The sequence below is a fragment of the Acidaminococcus sp. AM05-11 genome, from assembly GCF_003472805.1.
GTDB classification, from domain to species: domain Bacteria; phylum Bacillota; class Negativicutes; order Acidaminococcales; family Acidaminococcaceae; genus Acidaminococcus; species Acidaminococcus hominis.
Genome location: NZ_QRMX01000009.1, coordinates 49,462 through 67,302 on the forward strand (window position 1 = coordinate 49,462; position 17,841 = coordinate 67,302).

The window sequence follows — 17,841 nt, forward strand, 5'->3', positions numbered from 1 at the left end:
CCCTTTTTTCTGACATTTTCACTTTTCGTTGGCTTAATAGTCGTAGCCAAACCGCTTCCGCAGATATTCCAAAATCAGGCTGGCCGTTTCTTCAATAGCCCGGTTGGACACATTGATTACCATGCAGTGGAGCCGCTGCATAATGGCCCGGGCGTAGTCCAGTTCTTCCTGGATCCGGCGCAGGTCGGCATAATTGGCTCCGTCCGTTAGCCCCATGGCCTTGAGCCGTGCTATGCGGATTTCGTTGAGCTTATGGGGATCAATCAGAAGCCCGATAATCCGATTGGAGGGCACCTTGAACAGTTCCTCCGGCGGCGGAATCTCCGGCACCAGGGGCACGTTGGCTACCTTCAGCTGCTTGTTGGCCAGGTACATGGAAAGCGGCGTCTTGGACGTCCGGGATACCCCGATAATAACCAGGTCAGCCTTGGCCAAGCCCCAGGGATTTTTCCCATCATCGTACTTGATGGCAAATTCCACAGCGGCCACCCGTTTGAAATACTCGTGGTCCAAAGCGTGAATCAGCCCCGGCTGGTTCTTGGGCAGGAGGCCGGAGGTCTTTTCAATGGCCTTCAGCACCGGCCCCAGGATATCCACCACTTCCACATCCAGCTCCATAGCTTTTTGGGCAATGGCTTCCCGCATTTCCGGAGAAACCATGGTATAGCATACAATGGCATTCTGTTCCTTGGCTTCCGCCAGGATTTTCTCAATCTGTTCCGTGCTCTTGACGTAAGGAACCCGGATGATGTCAAACTTTTCCTGCACAAATTGGCTGGTGGTGGCGCGCACCACCGATTCTGACGTTTCTCCAATGGAGTCAGAAATTGCGTAGATAATCGGTGCCTTAGCTATGATAGTTGCCTCCCTTCCCCTCTGCCAGTTCTACCAGCAGACGGGTAAAATTTGTTTTGCTGACCCGGCCAATCAACTGCAGCCGCTTGGGGTCCTCTTCCACTTTCCGAACTACCGGCAAACAGTCGATTTCGTGGTCCATAAGCCGCCGGGCCGCCTGGGCCGCCGGTTCTTCCGGATCGGCACAAATCATTTTGCTCAGCGGGGTCATGACCATGGCAATGGGCATATGGCTTAGGTCGGAGCCTGCATTCAGGGCTGCCTTCAGCAAATCCTTCCGGGAAACCACCCCGTAAAGCAGCCCGTCCGGAGGCTCCACCACAAACACCGTGCCCACGTCTTCCAGAAACATGGTCAGCACCGCATCGTAAGCGCTTTTGTCGCTGCCGATAACAATGGGCACCGACTTGATATCCTCCACGGTAATGGAGGACAGTTCCTCCTGAAGCATACCCAGGGTGTTCTTTCCCGTATAGAAATACCCCACCCGGGGCCGGGCATCCAAAATGCCGCTCATGGTCAAAATGGCCAGATCGGACCGCAGGGCAGCCCTGCTCAGGCCCAGTTCCCGGGCAATGGTTTCCCCTGCCACCGGTCCAGTTTGTCGTACGATTTCTGCTATCTTCTTTTGCCGCTCACTAAGAGGCATGGGGGCTCATCTCCTTTTTCCGGCCCTGCCGTCTGGCTTTCTATTATAAAGCAAAGCAGGGGCCGCCGCAAATGCTTTTGCCCCTGTTCCGCTTTGACGGAAAGGTCTCAGCTTCCGTCCGCTGTATAGTCGTTGTTACCAGGCCAGTTCTTCCTCGTGGCGGTTCCGGCCCCGTCCCGTCAACTGGTCCAGAATCAAGCGCTGTTCCACCTGGGCCACCATTTTCTTGGTGAACTTCACCGTATCCGGGTTCACGGACATACTGTCAATGCCGCATTGTACCAGGAATTCGGCAAATTCCGGATATACGCTGGGAGCCTGGCCGCAGATGGAAACGGTCTTGCCGTCCTTGTGGGCCACTTCAATCAGGTGACGGACAGCCCGTTTTACTGCCAGGTTCCGTTCGTCAAACAGATGGGCAATGGTATCATTGTCACGGTCGCAGCCCAAGGTCAGCATGGTCAGGTCGTTGGAACCGATGGAGTAGCCGTCCACAAACCGGTTGAATTGGTCAGCCAGGATAATGTTGGCAGGGATTTCTGCCATCAGCCAAACCTTAAAGTCCGGCCCTCTGTGCAGCCCTTCTTCGGCCATGATTTCCACCACTTTTCGGGCTTCGTCCACGGTGCGGCAGAAAGGAATCATTACGTTCAGGTTCTTCAGGCCATATTCTTCCCGGACCTTCCGTACGGCAGCAATTTCCAGCCGGAAGGCGGCGGTGTACTTGGGATCATAGTAACGGGAAGCACCTCTCCAGCCCAGCAAGGCACTGGATTCATGGGGTTCAAATTCTTCGCCGCCTTTCAGATCCCGGTATTCGCTGGACTTAAAGTCGCTGAAGCGCAGGGTAACCGGCCGGGGAGCCATGGCAGCGCAGACCTTCCGGAAGCCTTCAGCCAAGGATTCCACCACTTTTTCCGGATGACCAGTTTTGATTAAATATAAGGGATGTTCATGAATGTAGGTGGTCCAAATGAATTCTTCCCGCATGAGGCCAATACCGTCGCAGGGCAGGGAAGCGTATTTTTCGGCCAAAGCCGGATCACCCAGGTTCATATAGATTTTGGTACCCGTTACCGGGAAGGTTTCCTGGGCCACCACCTGGGGCTGTACCGCAGCCGTAGTAGCCGCTGCCTTCTTCACTTGCAGGTTGCCGGCAAAGACCACCCCGTTGGAAGCGTCCACCGTAACTTCTTCCCCGGTTTTCAGCACTTCCGTGGCGGCCTGGCCCCGGCTCTTGGTACCTACAATACAGGGAATCCCTAGTTCCCGGCTGACAATGGAAGCGTGGCAGGTCATGCCGCCGCTGTCGGTCACAATGGCCTGGGCCTTTTTCATGGCCGGTACCCAGTCAGGCGCGGTCATTTCCGTTACCAGGATTTCCCCGTCCTTGAATTCATCAATATCCTTGGGGTCCGCAATCACATGGACCTTGCCGTAGCCCATACCCGGGCTGGAGGGCAGGCCTTTGACCAGAACCTTGGCGTTTTCCCCAGCGTTTTCTTCCTGCACGGCTTCCACCTTCTTTTGTTTGTTTCTCCGGGACCAGACCGTTTCCGGGCGAGCTTGGAGAATCCAGATCTTGCCGTCCCGTTCGTCAATGCCCCATTCCATATCCATATAGCAGCCGTAATGGGCTTCGATTTTCTTGGCGTACCCGGCCAGTTCCAAAATCTGGCTGTTGGTCAGGGTCTGCTTCTTCCGGTCCGCTTCCGGCACCGGCACTTCTTCACAGTCCCCACCCTTTTTGCGGATCAGCATTACGTCCTGTTCATTGACCGTAGCGGACAGGATTTTCATATCAGCTTTGGACACAATGTAGCTGTCGGGGGTAACGGTACCGCCCACTACGTATTCGCCCAGGCCATAGGCCCCTTCAATCATGATATTCTTGTCGTCCCCGTTGGCCACATTTACCGTAAACATTACGCCAGCAGCCTTGGAGAAGACCATCATTTGGATAACTGCGGACAGTGCCAGGGACAGATGGTCAAAGCCCTGTTTTTCCCGGTAGTACACAGCCCGGTCCGTAAAGCAGGAAGCGTAGCATTCCTTTACCTTGGCAGTCACCCGGTCGGCACCCTGGATGTTCAGGTAGGTATCCTGCTGGCCGGCAAAGCTGGCGTCAGGCAGGTCTTCTGCGGTCGCACTGGAACGCACGGCTACGTAGGGATCCTGTTCCCCCATTTTGTCCGCCAGTTCCTGATAGGCCTTGCGGATGGCTTCCTGTAAATCCTGGGGCATTTCCTGTTCCATAATGGCTGCCCGGACCTGGCCGCAGATACGGCTCAGCTGGTCGCTGTTTTCCACATCGGTGAGCCCAGCCAGCAGGGTGCGGATCTTTTCATCCAGCCCAGTGGATTTCATAAAATAGCGGTAGGCATAAGCCGTAGTTGCGAACCCATAGGGAACGGGTACATCCGTTTTGGAAGTCATTTCCCCCAAAGAAGAAGATTTGCCGCCGACAATGTCCACGTCTTTTCTTTCGAGCTGCTCAAACCACAACAGATATTCTTTAGATTTGTCCATTTTCTACTCCTTTACCCCACGCTATTGCGTTGTTTATCTTTAATATAGTGTATACTATATCACCATCATGCGTCATATTCAAGTAGTACCCGCCAAAAATACCGCAAGATTTCTTTGTACCTGTCCCAAAAACAGCAAAAAAATACCTGGCAGACTTTAGGTCTGTCAGGTAGGTTTCACAGGGTCAGCTGGTGCAGCGTTTGGCCGCCCAGTTCTTTCCAGATGGCAGTGCTGCCGTCCAGAAGCAGGTACCCCTGGGTGCTGCCGCCCTTGGGCAGGGACACGGACCCAGGATTCAGGTACAGGTTGTTCTGGCCAAAAGGTACCCAGGCCGGTACATGGGTATGGCCATGGAGCAGCACGTCCCCGGGCTGCAGGGGCGGCAAATGTTCCAGGTTATAGTGGTGGCCGTGGGTAGCAAAAATCAGACGGCCACCGGCTTCCAAAAGGGCATAGTCTGCCAAGATGGGAAAGTGCAGCACCAGCTGGTCCACTTCCGCGTCGCAATTGCCCCGGACGCAGAAAATATGCTGCCGGATGCCATTTAACAAATCAATGACCCGCTTGGGAGCATATTCCCTGGGCAGGTCATTCCGAGGGCCGTGGTACAGGATATCTCCCAGGAGCACCAGCCGGTCCGCCTGCTCCCGGGCAAAGTCCTGGAGCAGCCGGGCACAGTAATAGGCGGAGCCATGAATATCCGAAGCAATCAGGTATTTCATGAATTATTTTTTCACCGCCGTCAGTTCCGGTTTCTGGAAGGCTTTGCCCACCGTTTCCCAGGCTACCAGATAGGTGTGGTTGGCCGGATCGTAAACCAACGGCCGCAGCTTGGCCGGGTCAATCACCCCATCCGTCAGGACGCTTTCGTCAGCGCTGACGTTGACAATTTCCCCTACCAGCCGTTCGCTTTCCTCATCGTAGGACAGGACCTTGCATTCCAGGGCCATGGGCAGTTCCTGGAACAAGGGTGCGTTCACCAGGGTGGATTTTACCGGCGTCAAGCCAGCTTGGGCCACCTTGTCCGGCACCTTATTGCCAGAAACCACGCCTACATGATCGCAGGCCTTGAGCTGGGCTTCCACGGCAATACTTACCGTGAAGGCGCCTGTAGCCTTCAGATTGGCTACCGTCTTATGGGTCCGGGCCAGGCAGAAGGAAATCTCCTGGTCATTGCTGATACCGCCCCAGGCCGCATTCATGGCGTCAGGCGTGCCCTTTTCATCATAGGTGCCGATGATGTATACCGGCAGCGGATAGCTTAACGGTTTTGCTCCAAAACTTTTACGCATAAAACTCACTCTCCTTAACCTTTATATTATACCATTTCACAAGTGTTTCCTTAACAAAAAGAGAAAATAGGGAGCGCCCAAAAGGGACGTAATCACCCCTACCCGCACTTCCGTCCCCGGTACCACAAGCCGGCCCAGACTGTCACAGAAAGTAAGCAGCCCGGCCCCGCCCAGGGCGCTTAGGGGCAGGAGGAAACGGTGGTCGGGCCCCAGCTGCAGCCGCAGGATATGGGGCACCATAAGCCCGATAAAACCGATATTGCCCCCGGCGCATACGGCCAGCCCCAGCAGCAGGGAAACCACGGCCAAAAGACCATTGCGCCACCGGCCGGCATCCATGCCCACAGCCAGGGCTTGTTCCTCCCCCAGGCTAAGGACGTTTAGCTGCCGGCCCCACAGGCACAGCAGAAGCAGTACGGCAAAAAGAGGCGGCAAAATCCAGTGGACCTGCTGCCAGGTGCCGGAAGAAAGGCCCCCCAGGGTCCAGAAAAAATACTGGCGAAGCACCGGTTCAGGCGCAAAGGAAAGCAGGCCCGCCGTAAGGGCCCCGCAAAACAGGCTCACTGCCGCCCCAGCCAGCAGCAGCCGGACACTTTGGCCGCTGCCGCCCCGCCGGCCCAGAGCCCCCACGGTACCGGAAGCCAAAAGGGCTCCCAAAAACGCCCCCAGCGGGAGAAACAGATACTGTTTTTGGGGCAGTCCCAAAAGGAGTACCGCCACCGCCCCCAGGGCGCCGCCTCCAGACACCCCCAGCAGGCCGGGGTCCGCCAGGGGATTGCCGAAAATGCCCTGGAGCACCGCTCCGGACACGGCCAGGGCGCTGCCTGCCCCCAAGCCCAAAAGCAGCCGGGGAAGCCGCAGGTTCCATAACACATTTTCTTCCAGAGGGGTCAGCTTCCCCAAAAAGAAATGGACCGGAGATACCCCTACCAAGCCTGCAAAAAGCGAAAACAGACAGGCTGCCAGAAGCATAAGCAGCAGCAATAGTAAGCCTTTCTTCCGTTTCTGGTGCACGGCTGGCCTCCTTTCAGATACAAAAAAAGACGCCTTGGAAACCGATTCCACAGCGTCAATCTATATAACTATAAGTGAAGTTCTCAATTGCGGGAATTCCACGTGCTTTCGTGGTAGCGCCAACGAGAATTGAACTCGTGATTTCGCCTTGAGAGGGCGACGTCTTAGCCTCTTGACCATGGCGCCAGATAAAAAAATGGCTCCGGGACTAGGGCTCGAACCCAGACTAGAAGATCCAGAATCTCCTGTGCTACCATTACACCATCCCGGAGTAAATCTACCTCATCGGTAGTACTGTTATAGTATAGAGTTTTCCTGAAAAAAATGCAAGTACTTTTTACAACTTTTTTTCATTTTTTTCTCCGGTCAGTCCAAAAGCTTGATCGGGCGAAAATCCAAATAGTCCCCGGATACCAAATGGTACTGGATGCCATGGTAGTCCCCCAAATGGCTGTCGTGGAACTGTTCCTTCCCGTGGCAGTGGGAATACACCACCTGCTCCACCCCATTCTCCTCGGCCAGCTGGGTGAAGATGCTGTCCTGCTGAAGAATATTGGTGGGCGGATAATGAAGGAACATAATGAACTTGTGATACCCGGCCTTTTTGGCCGCCGCAAAAGAGATTTCCAACCGCCGGGCTTCCCGGACCACCAGTTTTTCTGCGTGCGCCGCCTTTTCCTGGTCCCAGCCCATAATCCGGCCGTACCGGTCCAAATAGAAGGGTCCTTCAAAGGTAAACCCCTTGGTCCCTACCAGGGCATAATCCCCGTAGGCATAAAAATTGTTTTGGAGGAAGGAAAGCCGGCCCTGGAACAGGGCATTGAGCTTTCCGGTTTTGGCCGTGTCCCAGAACATATCGTGGTTGCCCCGCAGCAGAATTTTCCGGCCGGGCAGGGCTTCAATAAAGGCCAGGTCCTTGGTGCACTGGTTCAGCTTGCGCCCCCAGGAATGATCCCCGGTCAGCACCAGGGTATCCTCCGGTTTAACCAATTCCCGGCAGTTCCGGGCAATTTTTTCTTCATGGTGCTTCCAGACCGGTCCCAAAGAATCCATGGATTTCCCTTTCACCTGAAAGGCCAAATGCAGATCTCCCAAGGCATACAGAGCCATTTTATTCTCCTTTCCCGAAAGCACCTAGGCGCTCCCGCCAGCAGCCGTTTATGATACTATTCGCCCTTTTATGCCAAATTCCTTTAGACAAAAGGGCCGCACCCCAGGAGGCAAAACCTGGCGTGCGGCACTGTATGTTTCTCTTGGGGAAAAGCTTCCGCTCATGGCATTGGCGCGTACTAATTACCCGATGAGATAACACCAAAGAGGAATGGTCACCATGGAAAGCAGGGTGGACAAAATCACCACCTGGGTGGCAAAGGGAGCATCGCTGTGGTACTGGGCAGCGAAGATAGCTGCTGTGGCCCCAGCCGGCATCCCGGTCATCATGACGCCCACCCCGGTACCCAGGGCATCCAGGCCTGCAACCCTGCAAATCAGCCAGGACAGGGCGGGCAGCACCCCCAGCCGCAGAAAGCTGAACAGGAAGCTGTCCCGGTTAAAAATGGACTTCAAAGGCACATCGGCCAGAATGGTCCCAATAATAAACATGGTCAGGGCGGCGTTGCAGTTTCCAATATAGCCCACCGTAAGCTGGAGAAAGCCTGGCAGCTGCCAGCCAGTCACCATGAGAAGCATGCCCAGGTAAATAGCCACCAGACAGGGATGGGTCAGGACTTTTTTCAGCACCTGCTTCCGGTCCGTGTGCTGACCGGCGATAAAGTAGGACGTACCCACGGACCACATGATGATCCGCATGGGAATCAGGTACACAGAGGCGTACAGCAGGCCCAGGGGGCCATAAACCCCTTCTGCTACCGGATTTCCCAAAAAGCCCCCATTGGACACAATGGTGCAGTACTGAAGCACCTTTTTCCGCTGGAGGGCAAAGCGGTTGTACAAGAACTGGTTCAGTACCAGATACAGCAGCTGCATCAAAAACCCAGCCAAAAGGATTTTTCCCGCCGTGGCCAGGACATCATCTCCCAGGGGCGCCAAACAGGACTTCAGAATATTAAAGGGAATCACCACATCCACGCACAGGGCAGTCAGGCTTTTGATGCCAGGAGCATCCAAAATGCCCCAGCGTTTCAGCCCCAGCCCCAATAGAATCATCAGAAACAGGGTAAGCTGCAAATTGGCCAGCCGCAGCAGTTCCATAGCCATTCCCTACTTTCTTCGCAAATTTATTGTAGCAGAAAAACATACCATTTCCTAACTGTATTTTTGCGTATATAATACAGGATATAACCTGTATTATAGGAGGCAGTCATGAACTTTACCCATATTCAGGATTTTCTCATCATATACCGGGAACGGAGTATCTCCCGGGCAGCGGAAAAGCTCCACGTAACCCAGCAGACCCTTAGCGGCCGGCTTGGGTACTTGGAAAAGGAACTGGGGACGCCCCTGTTTGTACGGCACGTGCCCCTGGAGCTTACCTATGGCGGGCGTGTGTTTCTGGGGTATGCCCGTTCCCTTCAGGAAACGTACGAAGCCCTCCAAAAGGAATTCCAGGACCTGACTGGCCAGGAAAAAGGCTGCCTGCGCCTGGGCATTGCCTATACCCGGGGGCGGATTCTCCTGCCGCCCATTCTTCAGGCCTTCCAGAAAAAATATCCCGCCGTGACGTTGGAGATTACAGAAGATACCAATGAAGCCTTGGTGAAAAGACTGCAAAAAGGAGAAACAGACCTGATTATCGCCCATCTGCCAGGAAGTATCCCCGGTCTTGCGGCACGGCCCTTTTACCAGGAAAAAGTTCTGCTGCTTCTGCCCAAATCGCTGCTGGCCAAAACCTATGGGGCGGAAGCGGTACAGCGGCTGACCCAGCTTGAACAGACCCAGGATCCCCGGCTGGTAAAAGAGTGCCCTTTTTTGCTGAATTATCCGGACGATATAGCCGCCTCACTGGCCCTGGCCTACCTGAACAAGCTGCGTTTTACCCCCAAGGTCCAGACCCAGTCCCACAACATGGAACTGCTGCTGGAGCTCTGCGTCCAAGGGGCCGGCTGCTGCTTCTGCCCGGACAATTTGGCCCGTGGCTTCCTGACCCCGGCCCAGCAGGACCAATTGTTTTTTATAGACCTGGGCCCCGCCCTTACCTGTTCCCTGGATTTTGTCTGGCAGGACCAGGCCTACCAATGGTCCATGCTGGAGCGGTTTAGGGAAACAGCTCAGGAAGTGTACCCTCCGCTACCCTAAAAAGAACCGCAGTATTTCCCCTGAAAAAGAGAAATACTGCGGTTTTGTCTTTGCTTTAGTGGTCGGACTTCAGCCCTGCCCCACACATGGTAATCAGGCAGTCCGGCGTAGGACCGTATTGCTTGCAGTAGGCTTCGTAGGCTGCCAGGTTCGCTGCGGTGGTATGCTCGCAGTAGATGCCCTGCCGGGCCAGTTTCTCCCGGGCAGGCAGGATTCCCGCCTCCGGAGCGGCCACAAAACGGATGTGGTATTTTTGGGCAGCCTGGAGGATTTCCTTCCCCCGCCGGGGCTGGCCAATGGCAATGCCCTCAGCCAGGGTAGGCTCCGGCACCAGCTGGACCGGTTCCTGGGCGCCGGTTTCCGCCGCCTTTAGCAGGGGGGCGCAGTTTTCGCTTTGGACGGCAATAATCTGGGGCATATGGGAAATGCAGCCGCTTTTCAGCAGATGTTCCAGCCCCCGGATTACCCCCAAAAACAAGGTGCCATTTCCCACGGGCACCACCAGGTTTTCCGGAATCCGGTGCAGCTGTTCATAGGTTTCGTAAATATAGGTTTTGGTGCCTTCGTAGAAGAAGGGATTGTACACATGGTTGGCATAGTACACCCCTTCCCGAGCCACCTTTTCCCGGCACACCTGGGCGCAGTGGTCCCGGGAGCCGGGCACCACGTTGACCTTGGCCCCATGGGCCTGAATCATGGTAATTTTCTTGGGAGACGTGCCTTCCGGGACAAAAATCTCGCAGGCAATACCGGCCCGGCCGCAATAGGCTGCCACCGCATTGCCGGCGTTGCCGCTGGAATCCTGAACCACCCGGTCCACTCCCAGAGCCTTGCAGTGGGCCACCAAAACGGCTGCGCCCCGGTCCTTAAAAGACAGGGTGGGCATGAAATAATCCATCTTCAGGAGAATGTCCTGGTTAAAGGGTACAATGGGGCTTAGCCCCTCTCCCAGGGTAATGCTCCGCCAGGTATCGTCCTCCAGGGCCATGAACTGATGGTACCGGAACTGGTTCCACTGTTCCCGGTCAATGGCTTCCAGAGAAAAATCCGGCAGCTCTGCTTCCAGCTCCCACAGCCCGCCGCAGTCACAGCAGGGTTTCAACGTAGTTATCGGTTCTCTTTTGCCGCAGGCCGTACATACAAATTCCATGTTTCTGCCTCCTTGGGATGCCCCATGATGCTTCTTGCCAAGCCAAAAGTCTGTTCTCTTACGTTATACGGAAAACCGGAAAATTTGTCAAATAAATAAGCTCCCGCTTTGGCTAAGCCAAAAACAGGAGCTAACTGGGACAGCTTATAAAGTTACGATTTCCCCATCTTCCGGCATCACATAATTGCTGACGCCCCGAGTAGCCAAACGGCCCCGCAGGGTGTGCCGAGTCAAGGAAGCATGGGCCACATTGTCCATATGGGTTACAAAAATTTTTGCCTTAGGAGCTGCTGCCCGGACACAGGCCACATCTTCATCGTTCATGATCAGGCGCCCACACTCCACCAGTTCAGCCGCACAGGCATTTACCGTCACCACCTGGGGCTGGAATTTTGCCAGGGTTTCCTGCACGCCGGAAAACCAAACCGTATCCCCGGTCACATATAGGGTCTTTTCCCCAGGTGCCTGGAATACTACCCCGCAGGAATTACCGCAGGGAACCACCGTCCCATGCCGGGCTGGGGTCTTGGTCAGGGTAACCCCTTGAAATTCGCTGCCCTCGGGCGTCAAAACCCGAACATCTTGGAAACCGGACCGGCGGAAAATCTCCTGGTCTTCTTGGTTTTGAACGAACACCGGAATTTCCTTATGCAGGCTTTTCCCTACCGTACCATCAGCCGCTACATCCACATGATCGGGGTGTACATGGGTCACAATATAGGCATCCACACCCTGGAGAATCTGCTCTACTGGTTCCGGCAGATTGTAGATGGGCATGGGCAGCTGTTCCTTCACCGGATCAGGCACAGAGAACGGATGACCTGGCAATTCGCCCAAGGTTCCCATTTCCCCCTTAGGCTGCAGCCAGGGATCCAGCAAAAAGGTCACTTTCCCGTAATGAATTTTATTGGCAGCGTTTCTGATCTGTTGAATTTTCAGCATGCGCATTTCCTCCTTTTCGTTTCTGTCTTTATTGTAGGTGGAAACACCCTCGAAAAAAAACAGAATTTTCTCTGCTTGCCGCAACCATTTAGATGCGGTACAATCAGCAAGAAGGGAGGTTTTCCCATGAATCAAAAACAACTGCGCTATTTTTGGGAAGTATACCAAACCTGTAATATCCAGCAGGCGGCAGACAAACTCCATATCAGCCGGCAGGGCGTCAGCAAAACCCTGCGCCAGCTGGAGCAGGAATTGGGACAGCCCTTATTTTTGCGTACAGCCCAGGGCCTGGAACCCACGGACTTTGCAGCAGGCCTGCTGCCCCATGCCCGAAGGCTGCTGGACGAATATGCCTATATTGAAGGCATGAACAGTCTGGCTGGCCAGAAACAAAATCTGGTTACGGTTTATGCCTTGGATCACGTGCTGGCCTATCTATCTGCTGACTTCTTGTTGGACTTCAAAAAAGCCTATCCGGCCATCATCCCCAGCCTGGTAGAGTGTACGGACGAAGCCGCCCTAAATGGCCTATTGACCCAGGATTGTGACCTGGCTCTGGTGACCGGTCCCTTGGATCCGTCCCAGTTTACAGCAGAACCCCTGTTTTTTTCCCGGTACTGCATCCAACTGCGCCGGGACCATCCCCTGGCTGCCCAAAAGGAAATCACTTTCCAGGACTTGGCAGGGCTGCCCCTCATCAGTAAAGGCCGGGCCTATCGCTGCTTCCGAGAGCATATGAACCGGGATATGCTGCTTCCAGGGCTTACGGTGAACATTCTGGCTGAAACCACGGACTCCACCGTGGTCCAAGACCTGATTCTGAAAGGGAATGGTATTAATTTATCTTATGATTACATTGCCTGCCTGCAATCCCACCCGGATATTGTGCTTCGCACCCTCTCGGTTCCCGAACAGGGTCAGGAAATTTACCTGGCAGCCCTGCGGAACGCCCTGCCGACCAAAGCAATTCGCCATTTTCGGGAGTTTTTGCTGGCTTGGATTCCCCAACAGGGAAAAGCAAAGATCACTTGGCCAAGAGAGTAAGATTTATTTTTTTTATAGTGACTTTTAAGAAAATTTGACAGAATTGAATTAATATTTGTGATTCTTGCCTCTACGGATTATAATAAAAAGGAATAAGTCCGTTGGAGCCCCCATTGACCAACGGTACAAACCAGGGAGGCATTATGAAACTACACCAATTGCAATATTTCCGCGAAGTCTGCCGACAGCACAGCATTACCAAAGCTGCCGAAGTGCTTCATATTTCCCAGCCCGCGGTGTCCGCATCCATCCGGGAACTGGAAGATGAATTTGGCCTGATGCTGTTCAACCGTTCCCGAAAGAATCTGATTCTCACCAAGGAAGGCTCCTACTTTCTCTTGGAAGTGGAAGATCTGCTGCGCAAGGCAGAACAGATTGGGGAGGATATGAACCGGCTGAAGAAGAAATCTACGGACATCCGGCTGGGTCTGCCGCCCATGATTGGAGCCCTGTCCGTTCCCCTTTTGGCGTCCTTTTCCAAGGAATATCCGGACATCCAGATTGAGCTCACTTCCAGCAGTTCCCTGAGCCTGCGCCGGGCCCTCCAGGAAGAACGCCTGGATGTGATTATCGTCAACGGAGCCGATCCGGACGGGGACAATCCGGAATGCATTCCCCTGCGCCGCAGCGAGATTGTCTACTGCGTGAATCCCCGGCATCCCTTTGCCCAGGAAAAGACGCTGCCGTTAGTGAAAACGGCCCTGGAGCCCTTGGTCGAAATCAAGGAAAGCTTCCATTTCCGGGAGCAGATTCTCCAGCAGTACCAGGAAGCAGGCTGTACCCCCCGGCTGCTGTGGACCACGGACCAGCTGTATACCAAGATTCAGATTATCAAATCCGGCATGGCCAATGGTTTCCTGTACCGGGAAATTGCCGAAAAAGAACCGGACCTGGTACCCATTTCCCTGGATCCCCCCATGCTCTACGATATTGAAATGATTTGGCGGAAGAACACCGCAGCCTATGACAGCGTCAATGCCTTCCTGACCTATGCCAAGGAGCATTTTTAAGGCTGGCTGGCCCCTAATTACGGTTATCACAAAAGCCCTGCAGCAACGCTGCAGGGCTTTCTCTATATAGGGAAAAGACCTTCTGCTGGGGTGGCAGAAGGTCTTTTCTGAAAGGAAGTTGTTTATGATGATTTGATGGGGAAGATGTAACAAGGAGGGGTGATCCCTGTTACGTGAATTAGTATACTGAAATACTATGGCAAAGCAAGGGCGAATCCTTGAAAAAAATGTGAATCTGACTGTTTAGTCAGCAAGGCCAAAGTACTCGTATACGGACTGGATTTGGCTTTGGGCATTTTCCGGACTGAGCCCGGCCCGCTCACTCATCAGCAGCAGGCCCTTTAGCTGGGTCTTCAGGAAAACATTGAACTTAGCCTTGTCCAGGGATAGATTATCCCCTTCCAGCTTATCCGACATACAATTCAGCATCACCAAGAGCTTCAGGGTTTCCCCTTCCTTTTCGGCCAGGTAGAACAGATAGGGGAAAGTGTCCCCCAACTGCCGCACAAAGGCCACTGCCTGGGGATTTTCCCACAGATAGGGGCCGCAGTCTGCCTGGAAGGACAGGGACCATTTGCCGCAGAACTTCCGGGCGTACTCCACCTGGCTGCCCACATAGGCCAGCAGCTCCCCATACCGGTCCGTGCCCTGAGGCGCCGCAAGCTCTGCCTGGGAAACCTGGAACCGGATAAACGGCTGCCGGTCCAAATATGCTTTCATTTGTGCTTCTTCCATTCTGCAACCCTCACTTTTCTTTAATCATAACCATCCATTGTCCCGGCAGTTTCACCTTTTTCCAAACTCCGGGCCAATCCACTTCTACCTTATTCTTGATTTTCTTGGTTTTGGTATCCACCAGCACCACAGCCTGGGACTTGTCCTTTACCTGGGAGAAGGTGGTCCAGGGCATGATGTTTTTGGCTGACCAGCTGCCTTCTTTGGGGGCAAAATCCGCTGCTTCGTCATCAGGAACCAGCATGACCATTTCCCGGCCAGTGTAGAAGACGCCGCTGGTAGGATAGCCGCCGCCCCGGACGTAGATGGGGACATTTTCCGGCACATATTGGCTGATAAATTGGGCGGAAGGCTTGCCGCTCACATCATACATCAGAGGTTTAGCCAACAGTTCCAAAATGCAGCAGTGGAACACGATGGTCAGCATGATGACCGTGGTCCAAACTTCCTGATTGCTCTTGCCACGGTATTTATGAACGCCCAGCACCACCATGCAGGCACAGTAGATCAGCATGAAGAAAAATACGTTCCGGCTGCCCGGCACCACGCCTGGAGCCAGCTTGGGCAGCTGATAGGCGGCCACGGACAGGGCTCCGTAAAACAACACGTTGCCCAGGAGCATCCATTTCATGGTCAGGCTTCTGCCCTTTTTCACGATGTAGGAACCTGTAAGCAGGCACAGGGGCAGCAGCAAAGGATAGGTATAGGTAATGTACTTGGTGGCCATGCATTGGAAGAACACAAAAATGGTCACCATCCAGATGAGCAGGAAGCCTTCCTTGGCGGCTGGCTTCACCCAATGGCCCTGTTTGCGCAGCAGGTTCCACAGCATGCCGGGCACAAAGCCCACCCAGGCATAGGCGTTCAAAAGGTTCACTGCCGTATAGTAATAAATCACATTATCCCGGGGATGTTCCGACACAGTGGCCCGCAAAAAGTTATGGGTACCAATGAAACTGGCCAGAAAATCTGGATGATAATGGATCATGGCCACATACCAGGGAGCGGTTACCAATAGAAACAGCAAAATGCCAGAAGGCAGCTTGGCCCGCTGGAGGCATTTGGCATCTCGCCGCCACAGCAGGAACAGCACAATAATCAGCCCCGGCATCAAAAAGCCGATGGGGCCTTTGGTCAAGGTTGCCAGCCCAGCGAGCAGGTAGGTGCCGTAGTAATAACTTTTTTCCTTGGTGCTGTAGCCCAGGTAGAAGAACACCAGCGCCCCGTTCAAAAACAGGAACAGCATGCCATCGGTAAGGACGGACTTGGAAATGGTAAAGAATTCCAAAGTCATCATCAGAAGCAGCCCGCTCATAAAGGCGGTTTCTTCTGAATACAGCTTTTTCCCGGCCCAAACCGTCAGTCCTAGGCCTCCCAAGCCAAACAGGGATGGGAAAAACCGGGCGCCGAACTCGCTGAACCCGAAAATCTTAAAGCCCAGGGCAATCATCCAGTAGGAAAAAACCGGTTTGTCGAACCAGTACCGGCCGTAAATCTGAGGAGAAAGATAATCCCCGCTGAGCACCATTTCCTTGGCCGTCAGGGCATAATTTCCTTCAACGCTGTCCGTTAAAGGCAGGGAGCCATTGAGAAAGAAAAGCAGAAAAATGGCCGCTGCCCAAAAACAGATCCAGTATTTTTTTTTCATCAGGTTAGTACCTCCAAATCATAACTGCTGTACAATATCATACCTTACCATATTCAACGGGGAATGACAATGAAAACTCCGGTGAATAATAGGCAAATTGCCTTCTTGCGCCCCTGGGCATAAAAAAAAGCCCTTGTAGAACAAGGGCCAAATGAGGGGCATCTTTAACTTACGAGTGCATTATACCACCTTTGTATACAATGTGCAATATGTTTTCTGTTTTTTCTTTTTATTCTCTTATTTCTCATAGTCCCGGCCCAGATAGATGATCATATCCCCTGTTGCCGGACTGACGGAGCCCCGCAGCAGCTGGTAGGCAAAAGGCAGGCTCTGGGCCCGGCTGGCCGCCAGGGAGCTGGACGCATTGATCAGCACCTGGGTGTGGTCCACGGGGCTGCCCGTACTGGTGCTCACCACCGTAAAACCGGCGCTGCGCACCTCTTCAGCGGCCCGTTCCCCATTCTGGGGCTTCTCGCTGCAATTGACAATGGATACCCGCAGGGGCTGCCGTACCGGCTGGGGCGGCATACCCACCGGTTCCTGGGGCTTGTCATTTTCCGTACTAGGGGAAACCGCAGGGGTTTCCTTGCTTTCCTGTTCCATTTTCCTTGTCCGTTCCACCGCCTGTTTCATGGCTTCCGTCTTGATTGGCAGCTGCTGCTTCCCATCAGCCCCAGCAGCTGCGCTGTTGGTACCCAGCAATTCGTCATATTCCCGCTTGGCGGCAAGAGCCTTTTGGCGGTAGGTCTCCGTGGCCTGGACCCCGGACAGCAGAGCCAGCTGCTGCCGCAGGGCTGTCATATTGGGAATCCAGTAGCTGATATCATCCAGGTAGGCCGGACTCCCCTGGACCATGGCCGTTTCCAGCCGGGAGGTACCCGACACGTTCTTGGTAAAGGTTACCAGGAGGGACAGCAGATCCCCGGCGGACAGATCCGTTTCCACACTTTTGTACAGGGCTTGGGCAATTTCCGGAGCCTTGGTCACCAGATTGGTGCCCCGCAGCTTGGCAAAAATGGCCTGCATAAACTTCTGCTGCCGGCGTACCCGGCCAATATCCCCTTCCTCGTCCCGGTAACGCACGTATTGGATAGCTGTGGTACCATCCATATGCTGGCGGCCGGGCTGGAGGTTAATCACCAGCCCGCCGTTGTCATCGTAGGGGTCCTGGTACTGCATGGGCTTTTCCACATCAATATCCACTCCGCCAATGGCATTGACCAGGTCCACAAAGCCCCGAAAATCCACCAAAAGATAGTTGTTGATGGGAATACCCAAAAAGCCTTCCAGGGTTTTCTGGCTCAGGGCGTGCCCGCCAAAGGCATAGGCATGGTTGACCTTGTCCCAGCCATGACCGGGAATTTTCACCAGGGTATCCCGGGGCACGGAAAGCAGGGAAATCCGGTTTTTCTGGGTGTCCAGCATGGCCACAAACAGGGTATCGGAACGACCCACATCATCGATCCGCCGATCCACCCCCAGCACCATAATATTCCGTTTGCCCTGATACATGGGAACCTGCTCCTTTTTCACCGCTGGGGGCGTCAAGGCATAAATCAGGCCGGCCGCTGCCAAAACAATGGCGGCAAGAAGGGCTGCCAGGCCTTTATATTGGGTAAGTCTTGTGAACATGGAAGCTTCCTCCAAGCATAAATTCTGGTTCCATTATACCCTATTTTTCAGCCCCCGCACAATTGCCCAGGCGCGCAAAAGGCCCT

The 17,841-nt window shown here is 54.1% G+C and carries 16 protein-coding genes and 2 tRNA genes; 3 read left to right on the plus strand and 15 right to left on the minus strand.

Annotated features, from left to right (window positions below):
• Positions 1–33: 33 nt before the first annotated feature.
• The 10 genes from DW089_RS06465 to DW089_RS06510 all read right to left on the minus strand — a co-directional run bounded on the left by DW089_RS06465 (position 34) and on the right by DW089_RS06510 (position 8,556).
• The gene (locus DW089_RS06465; protein ID WP_199614651.1) at positions 34–855 is read right to left on the minus strand and encodes a pyruvate, water dikinase regulatory protein; all 822 of its coding nucleotides are present in this window, start codon (positions 853–855) and stop codon (positions 34–36) included.
• Complete coding sequence (locus DW089_RS06470) at positions 848–1,504, minus strand: helix-turn-helix transcriptional regulator (protein ID WP_105326853.1); 657 nt, start codon at positions 1,502–1,504, stop codon at positions 848–850. The genes DW089_RS06465 and DW089_RS06470 overlap by 8 nt, the downstream gene beginning before the upstream one ends.
• 135 nt (positions 1,505–1,639) lie before the next feature.
• Entirely contained in the window at positions 1,640–4,033 is a 2,394-nt protein-coding gene (gene ppsA, locus DW089_RS06475) for a phosphoenolpyruvate synthase (protein WP_118286961.1), read from the minus strand.
• A 176-nt stretch (positions 4,034–4,209) separates the two neighbouring features.
• Positions 4,210–4,755 carry a phosphodiesterase gene (yfcE, locus tag DW089_RS06480; protein ID WP_105326851.1) on the minus strand — a complete coding sequence of 182 codons (546 nt, stop codon included), beginning with the start codon at positions 4,753–4,755 and terminating at the stop codon, positions 4,210–4,212.
• A 3-nt stretch (positions 4,756–4,758) separates the two neighbouring features.
• Positions 4,759–5,325: a flavin reductase family protein gene (locus DW089_RS06485; RefSeq protein WP_105326850.1), complete on the minus strand. Its 567-nt coding sequence runs from the start codon at positions 5,323–5,325 to the stop codon at positions 4,759–4,761.
• Positions 5,326–5,361: 36 nt separating this feature from the next.
• Positions 5,362–6,339, minus strand: a complete 978-nt coding sequence (locus tag DW089_RS06490; protein WP_231086327.1) for an iron ABC transporter permease — start codon at positions 6,337–6,339, stop codon at positions 5,362–5,364.
• Between the two features lie 111 nt (positions 6,340–6,450).
• Positions 6,451–6,525, minus strand: a tRNA-Glu gene (locus DW089_RS06495).
• A gap of 11 nt (positions 6,526–6,536) precedes the next feature.
• Positions 6,537–6,610: transfer RNA gene (locus tag DW089_RS06500), tRNA-Gln, on the minus strand.
• Positions 6,611–6,705: 95 nt separating this feature from the next.
• Positions 6,706–7,449 (minus strand): metallophosphoesterase, encoded by a 744-nt coding sequence (locus DW089_RS06505; protein WP_105326849.1) that lies wholly within the window; start codon positions 7,447–7,449, stop codon positions 6,706–6,708.
• 183 nt (positions 7,450–7,632) lie between these two features.
• Positions 7,633–8,556, minus strand: a complete 924-nt coding sequence (locus DW089_RS06510; RefSeq protein WP_231086325.1) for an AEC family transporter — start codon at positions 8,554–8,556, stop codon at positions 7,633–7,635.
• A gap of 105 nt (positions 8,557–8,661) precedes the next feature.
• Between DW089_RS06510 and DW089_RS06515 the strand changes: the two genes are divergently transcribed.
• Positions 8,662–9,594, plus strand: a complete 933-nt coding sequence (locus DW089_RS06515) for a LysR family transcriptional regulator (protein ID WP_118286962.1) — start codon at positions 8,662–8,664, stop codon at positions 9,592–9,594.
• 55 nt (positions 9,595–9,649) lie between these two features.
• Here DW089_RS06515 and DW089_RS06520 read toward each other — a convergent pair whose 3' ends face one another.
• Positions 9,650–10,744 carry a threonine synthase gene (locus DW089_RS06520; protein WP_105326847.1) on the minus strand — a complete coding sequence of 365 codons (1,095 nt, stop codon included), beginning with the start codon at positions 10,742–10,744 and terminating at the stop codon, positions 9,650–9,652.
• A 144-nt stretch (positions 10,745–10,888) separates the two neighbouring features.
• Entirely contained in the window at positions 10,889–11,686 is a 798-nt protein-coding gene (locus DW089_RS06525; protein WP_231086317.1) for an MBL fold metallo-hydrolase, read from the minus strand.
• 126 nt (positions 11,687–11,812) lie between these two features.
• On the opposite strand from DW089_RS06525, the gene DW089_RS06530 reads away from it, so the two are divergent.
• Positions 11,813–12,730, plus strand: coding sequence for a LysR family transcriptional regulator (locus tag DW089_RS06530; protein WP_199614645.1), 918 nt, complete (start codon positions 11,813–11,815; stop codon positions 12,728–12,730).
• A 143-nt stretch (positions 12,731–12,873) separates the two neighbouring features.
• Positions 12,874–13,740, plus strand: coding sequence for a LysR family transcriptional regulator (locus DW089_RS06535; protein ID WP_105326846.1), 867 nt, complete (start codon positions 12,874–12,876; stop codon positions 13,738–13,740).
• A gap of 243 nt (positions 13,741–13,983) precedes the next feature.
• On the opposite strand, the gene DW089_RS06540 is transcribed toward DW089_RS06535, so the two are convergent.
• The 3 genes from DW089_RS06540 to DW089_RS06550 form a co-directional block, all read right to left on the minus strand.
• Positions 13,984–14,460, minus strand: a complete 477-nt coding sequence (locus DW089_RS06540; protein WP_231086314.1) for a hypothetical protein — start codon at positions 14,458–14,460, stop codon at positions 13,984–13,986.
• Between the two features lie 25 nt (positions 14,461–14,485).
• Positions 14,486–16,123 (minus strand): glycosyltransferase family 39 protein, encoded by a 1,638-nt coding sequence (locus tag DW089_RS06545; RefSeq protein ID WP_105326844.1) that lies wholly within the window; start codon positions 16,121–16,123, stop codon positions 14,486–14,488.
• 237 nt (positions 16,124–16,360) lie between these two features.
• Positions 16,361–17,755, minus strand: coding sequence for an LCP family protein (locus DW089_RS06550; protein WP_118286963.1), 1,395 nt, complete (start codon positions 17,753–17,755; stop codon positions 16,361–16,363).
• Positions 17,756–17,841: the final 86 nt, after the last annotated feature.